Raw genomic sequence first — 5,469 nt, forward strand, 5'->3', positions numbered from 1 at the left:
ATAATATATTTTTTAGATTACAATTAAATCATCTTATATAAGATATGTAACAGTTTCTTTTTAAAGTAGTAAAAATATTTAAGACAATTTTAAGACAATATTTAATTTTCGGAAAAAGCGTTTTCAATTGTTGAAATTATTATATGATAGTTTTAAAGTTTCTTAATGTCAGGAAACGAAATGTTGTCTGATAATTTATAGATAGGAAGAAGGCTTGTACATACCTTAAAAAAGTCCATATGAAGTAAGTGTCGTGCCGCTTTGCATTTAAGACATTGATTTTAAAATTTTCTTAGTTTAAAGGGGAATTTATAATGAAAAAAACGTTAAAAGTCGCACTATCAAGTGCAGTAATCTTATCGTCATTTTCATCAATCGCACATGTCACACATGCAGAACAACAACTCGGTCAAGCTTCAGCGCAACAAATAGCGCAAAAAGAAAGTGACAGCAATGCAAGTCATTATATGGATGCAAATCATGATTTAAGAAAAAGAATCATGGCATTAGTCGGAGCAGCAGAAAATACTGATACGAACTATTCACATAACTATAGCTACATTGAAGATATTGGTGATCATAGAGGCTATACTGCGGGTGTCATTGGCTTTACTACTGGTTCTGATGATATGGTGCATCTTGTTAAACATTATAATCAAATCAATCCGAATAATAACTTAAAAAAATATTTGCCAGCACTTGAAAAACTTTCTCGAGCACAATCAGAATCTCATGAAGGGTTAGATGGGTTCGAGCAAGCATGGAAAGATGCAGCAAAAAATGATAGAGCAAATTTGGTGAAAGCACAAAATTATGTATTGAAAAAAGATTATATGGATGAAGCGGTTCAAGCTGCTAAAGAAGATGGTTTATCTCAACTGGGTCAATATGTATACTTTGATGCAATTGTAAAACATGGGCCTGGTGAATTTAAAAAAGGTGGCTACAAAGGTAAAGATCCTGCAGATTGGAGTTTTGATGAATTACGCGAACGTGCGATGGATAAGAGTAGCGGAAAAACACCTAAAACAGGCGCCAAAGAAGCCGATTATTTATATACGTTTTTAGACGGCCGCTTTAAAGCGACTCAAAAAGAAAATGAAAACAATGGTAGTACGGATAACGATGTCTTTGATCGATTGAAAGTACAACAACAATTTATAAAAAACCAAAACTTTGATTTAAAACTTCCTTTAGACTTCAAAATGAATGGAGAACAATTTCATTTAGACCAAGATGCCATTCAACATTATAGTAATGAAGATATAGATTTTGATCGTGCTTAATAAAAAAAGAAAGGGTGACTATTAATGAAAAAAACGTTGTTGACTTCATTTTTAGCGGCAACAACTTTATTAACATTATCACTGCCAGCACATTCTGCACATGCAGATGAAATGGGGCGTTTACAAACGCAAGGTAAAGAAATTCAAAAAGATGGACAAAACTTCCAACTTAAAGGTGTCAATGCAGGTAATGTATTTACAACTGAAAAGTGGATGGGTGGCTATCCAAGTGCTGCGAATATCAATGAGGGCTACAAAGCGGTATTTGATGATATTCAAAGCAAAGTAAATTCACCTGAAAAGGCACATCAAATCTTAGATCGATATGCACATAACAGATGGGACGACCAAGATTTTCAAAATGTAAAAGATATGGGCTGTAATACAATACGATTGCCAATTAATTATATTAATCTAACTAATTATCAAAAAGGCATGAATCCAAAAGATGTTAAAATGAGAGATCATGCGTTTGATGAAATTGATCAATTTGTAGCTAAAGCGCAACAACATGGTTTATATGTCATTCTAGACATGCATGGTGCACCAAATTCACAAAATGCACAAGAACATTCTGGCGAAACACAAGGTAATAAATCAGTGGGAAATTTCTGGAATGACCCAGATGCACAAGGTAAAACGAAAGAAATTTGGTACTATATTTCACAACATTATAAAAATAACAATGCTATCGCTGGATATGATATTTTAAATGAACCTAAAGGGCCTGCAGGTCACAGTGATGACCAAGTGCAACAATTTTATAAAGATACTTTAAAAACAATTAGAGGTAATGGCGATAACCATATCGCATTTTTAGAAGCAGTATGGGATCCTCAAAATATGAAAGACCCTCAATACTTTGGTAAAAATAATAATAATATTGTATATGAATATCATAACTATCCATATGATAACTACGCACAATCACATAAAGGTATTCGAGAAAACTTTGACAATAAAATTAATAGTATTAATAAAGCAAATTATAATGTGCCAAGTTATATGGGTGAGTTTAATGGTAATGCGACAACAAATGATTCGCATATTGCGCCGAATAGCAATGACTTCAAATATATTTTGAAGAAAATGAATGAGAGTCGTATGTCTTGGTCGATTTGGAATTATGATAAAGAAGGTATTAATCAACCAGACTCTTCTTGGGGCGTAGAAAATTTCAAAGGCATTCAAACAGATATTAACTCGAATGATTTCGGTAAAAAAGAACAACCTCAAAAAAATGAAGCTGTTTTTAATGCAGTCAAAGAAGCTGCGCAACAATCATAGCACTACACAATGAATAATCAGACTGTATAGCAACGAGAAGCGTGGGCAAGTCATTCTAAATTAACTTTTAGAGTGCCTTGTCCGCTTTTTATGTTTAAATAAGTATTGCTCCCTACTGTTGGATCCGCGATAGTATCAACTCTGCATTATCTTGTGGGATATACCATTTGTTAATCATAATTGGAGATTGGTTTTGCGCATAGATGGTTTCGATGATTAACCAACAGTCTTTGCCCCCTTCAAAGGTATGATTTTGATATTGAAAACTTGGTGAAGGGGTGATACTGATTTTTAAATCGGATTGTGTTGAATTTTGATAAACCGTATTTTCTACAAAATCACGCATCGCTTGTTCACTTTGAGTATTGATTTTAAATGTATCAATCACATGAAGAGGAATAAAACTAAAACAAAAGGCCGCTGAAGCAGCATTTGTACTTTGTGCATGTTGATAATAACGTTCCATTGCAATAACAGCTGTAGGATGGTTTGGGAATAAGTGGTTAGTGTATTCGCTTTCGAGGTCAACACGATAATGCATAGAAGTCAATGATACAGGTTGTATTGAAACCTGTTGAAGCGGATGTTTTAATAGACCCATACTTGAAGTTTGGTGTGCCACTTTTTGACGGAGAACAAAATGACCTTTCCCGCGTGTACTTTCCACGATACCATCTTCTACTAAAAGTTTGATCGCTTGTCTCAATGTCATTCGGCTCACTTGGAATCTTTGACATAGCGTCTTCTCTGTAGGCAATGCCTGCCCGCTCGGGTATTTACCGATTTGAATTTCTTCATACAATGTATTATAGATCGTTAAAAATTTAGGCTGTGATTGCGACGCCATGAAACAAACCTCCAGTTCAATCATTCTCTCCTATCATCATACAACACTTTAAAGTTGAAGTGGACCAATAAATTTGATTGAACTATGAAGATAATGGCATGAATTATAGACGATATGACACGAGTCAAGGGTAGTAATTGGCACCTTGATCTCTATCTAGGTGACTAAGAATGATTTGTGATCGTGATGTTCTTAATTTTGTCATAAGCCAAGTATTGAAAGCGTTTTAAAATAGGTTTATTATATAAATGGGTATACAAATAGACAAATTAGTATACAAGTTTGTTGAGGACGTTTTAAAGCTAAGTGTAGTGTTAAATGTTATTCGCGAAGTGGTGGGTCACGTGACATGACTTGGTGAATAAAAGTGTTGTTAAGTGTAATGTACAATATGTTTGAATCATGGAAACAAGCCTGAAAATAAGGTTAGAAAATTGCTTAGCTTTAAGATGTCTTCCACAGATGTGTCATTCAGTCAGTTACTGCCAATTTAAAATAGAGAGACTTTTTGTAGGTGAAAATGTGTATTGGTCTCAGACTCAAGGAGCGAAATGACTATGGACTATTCTAAAGTTAAAAAAGCAGTTCCCATTTTATTATTTCTATTTGTGTTTAGTTTAGTGATTGATAATTCTTTTAAATTGATTTCAGTCGCGATTGCAAATGATTTAAACATTTCTGTAACGACTGTAAGTTGGCAAGCCACGTTAGCAGGACTTGTCATTGGTATTGGTGCAGTGGTCTATGCATCGTTATCCGATGCGGTGAGCATTCGTACGCTGTTTATTTACGGTGTTTTTCTTATCATTACAGGTTCAATCATTGGTTATATTTTTCAACACTATTTTCCAATGGTTTTGATTGGACGTATTATTCAAACGGCTGGACTAGCAGCAGCTGAAACACTTTATGTCATCTACGTGGCAAAATATTTATCAACAGAAGATCAAAAAACGTACTTGGGTCTAAGCACAAGTAGTTATTCGCTATCCCTTGTGATTGGGACCTTATCAGGTGGCTTTATTGCGACTTATTTGCATTGGACCAATATGTTTTTAATTGCGCTGATTGTTGTGTTTACATTACCATTTCTTTTTAAATATTTACCTAAAGAAAAAAATACAAATAAAGCGCACTTAGATTTTATAGGTTTAATATTAATTGCAGCTATTGCGACAACGGTCATGTTGTTTATTACACATTTCAATTGGCTATACATGATCGCAGCTTTAGCAATTATTATTATCTTTGCATTTTACATTAAAAATGCACGCCATCCGTTAGTGGATAAAGCATTTTTTCAAAATAAACGCTATACGTCATTCTTATTTATTGTTTTCATTATGTATGCCATTCAATTAGGCTATATTTTTACATTTCCTTTTATCATGGAAAAAATTTACGAGGTAAAATTAGATACAACATCATTGTTACTTTTACCGGGTTATGTAGTAGCAGTTATTGTCGGTGCATTGAGTGGCCAAATTGCGAAATTTCTTAGTTCAAAACAAGCAATTATGACTGCGATTAGTTTAATTGCTTTGAGTTTGATTTTACCTGCATTTGCGGTTGGTCATCACATTATCATTTTTGTTTGTTCCATGATATTCTTTGCAGGTAGCTTTGCATTAATGTACGCACCACTTTTAAATGAAGCAATCAAAACGATTGATGTTAAAGTGACAGGGGTAGCGATAGGTTTCTACAATTTAATTATTAATGTAGCTGTCTCTGTAGGAATCGCGTTAGCGGCTGCACTAATTGACTATCAACCTTTAAATTTCCCGGGAAAAGATGCGATGAATACGCACTTCGGAATGATTTTAATTATTTTAGGGCTACTCAGTGTGGTTGGACTTATTCTATTTACTATCCTTAATCGCTGGACACAGTCAAAAGTGACATCCCATAGCGAACAATAAAAAGAATGAAAAAGAGAAGGAGATCAAATTATGAAATTTGAAAAATATATCGATCATACGTTGTTAAAACCAGAATCAACACGTCAACAAATTGATCAAATCATTGAAGAGGCCAAAACGTATCACT

At 34.0% G+C, this 5,469-nt stretch carries 4 protein-coding genes and 1 pseudogene; 4 read left to right on the forward strand and 1 reads right to left on the reverse strand.

The features are described 5' to 3' along the window. The first annotated feature begins 314 nt into the window (after nt 1-314). Nucleotides 315-1,286, forward strand: a complete 972-nt coding sequence (locus tag CD118_RS10685) for a chitosanase (RefSeq protein WP_060829234.1) — start codon at nt 315-317, stop codon at nt 1,284-1,286. 24 nt (nt 1,287-1,310) lie between these two features. Beyond that, on the forward strand, nt 1,311-2,573 hold the full coding sequence (locus CD118_RS10690; protein WP_060829235.1) for a glycoside hydrolase family 5 protein: 1,263 nt from the start codon (nt 1,311-1,313) through the stop codon (nt 2,571-2,573). Nucleotides 2,574-2,685: 112 nt separating this feature from the next. On the opposite strand, the gene CD118_RS10695 is transcribed toward CD118_RS10690, so the two are convergent. After that, a complete protein-coding gene (locus CD118_RS10695; protein WP_060829236.1) occupies nt 2,686-3,420 on the reverse strand; it encodes a GntR family transcriptional regulator in 735 nt (244 codons plus the stop codon). 551 nt (nt 3,421-3,971) lie between these two features. On the opposite strand from CD118_RS10695, the gene CD118_RS10700 reads away from it, so the two are divergent. Beyond that, nucleotides 3,972-5,342, forward strand: coding sequence for an MFS transporter (locus CD118_RS10700; protein WP_060829237.1), 1,371 nt, complete (start codon nt 3,972-3,974; stop codon nt 5,340-5,342). A gap of 30 nt (nt 5,343-5,372) precedes the next feature. Further along, nucleotides 5,373-5,469: pseudogene (locus tag CD118_RS10705) on the forward strand (deoxyribose-phosphate aldolase); the annotation flags it as partial.

Source organism: Staphylococcus coagulans, assembly GCF_002901995.1.
Classification (GTDB): domain Bacteria; phylum Bacillota; class Bacilli; order Staphylococcales; family Staphylococcaceae; genus Staphylococcus; species Staphylococcus coagulans.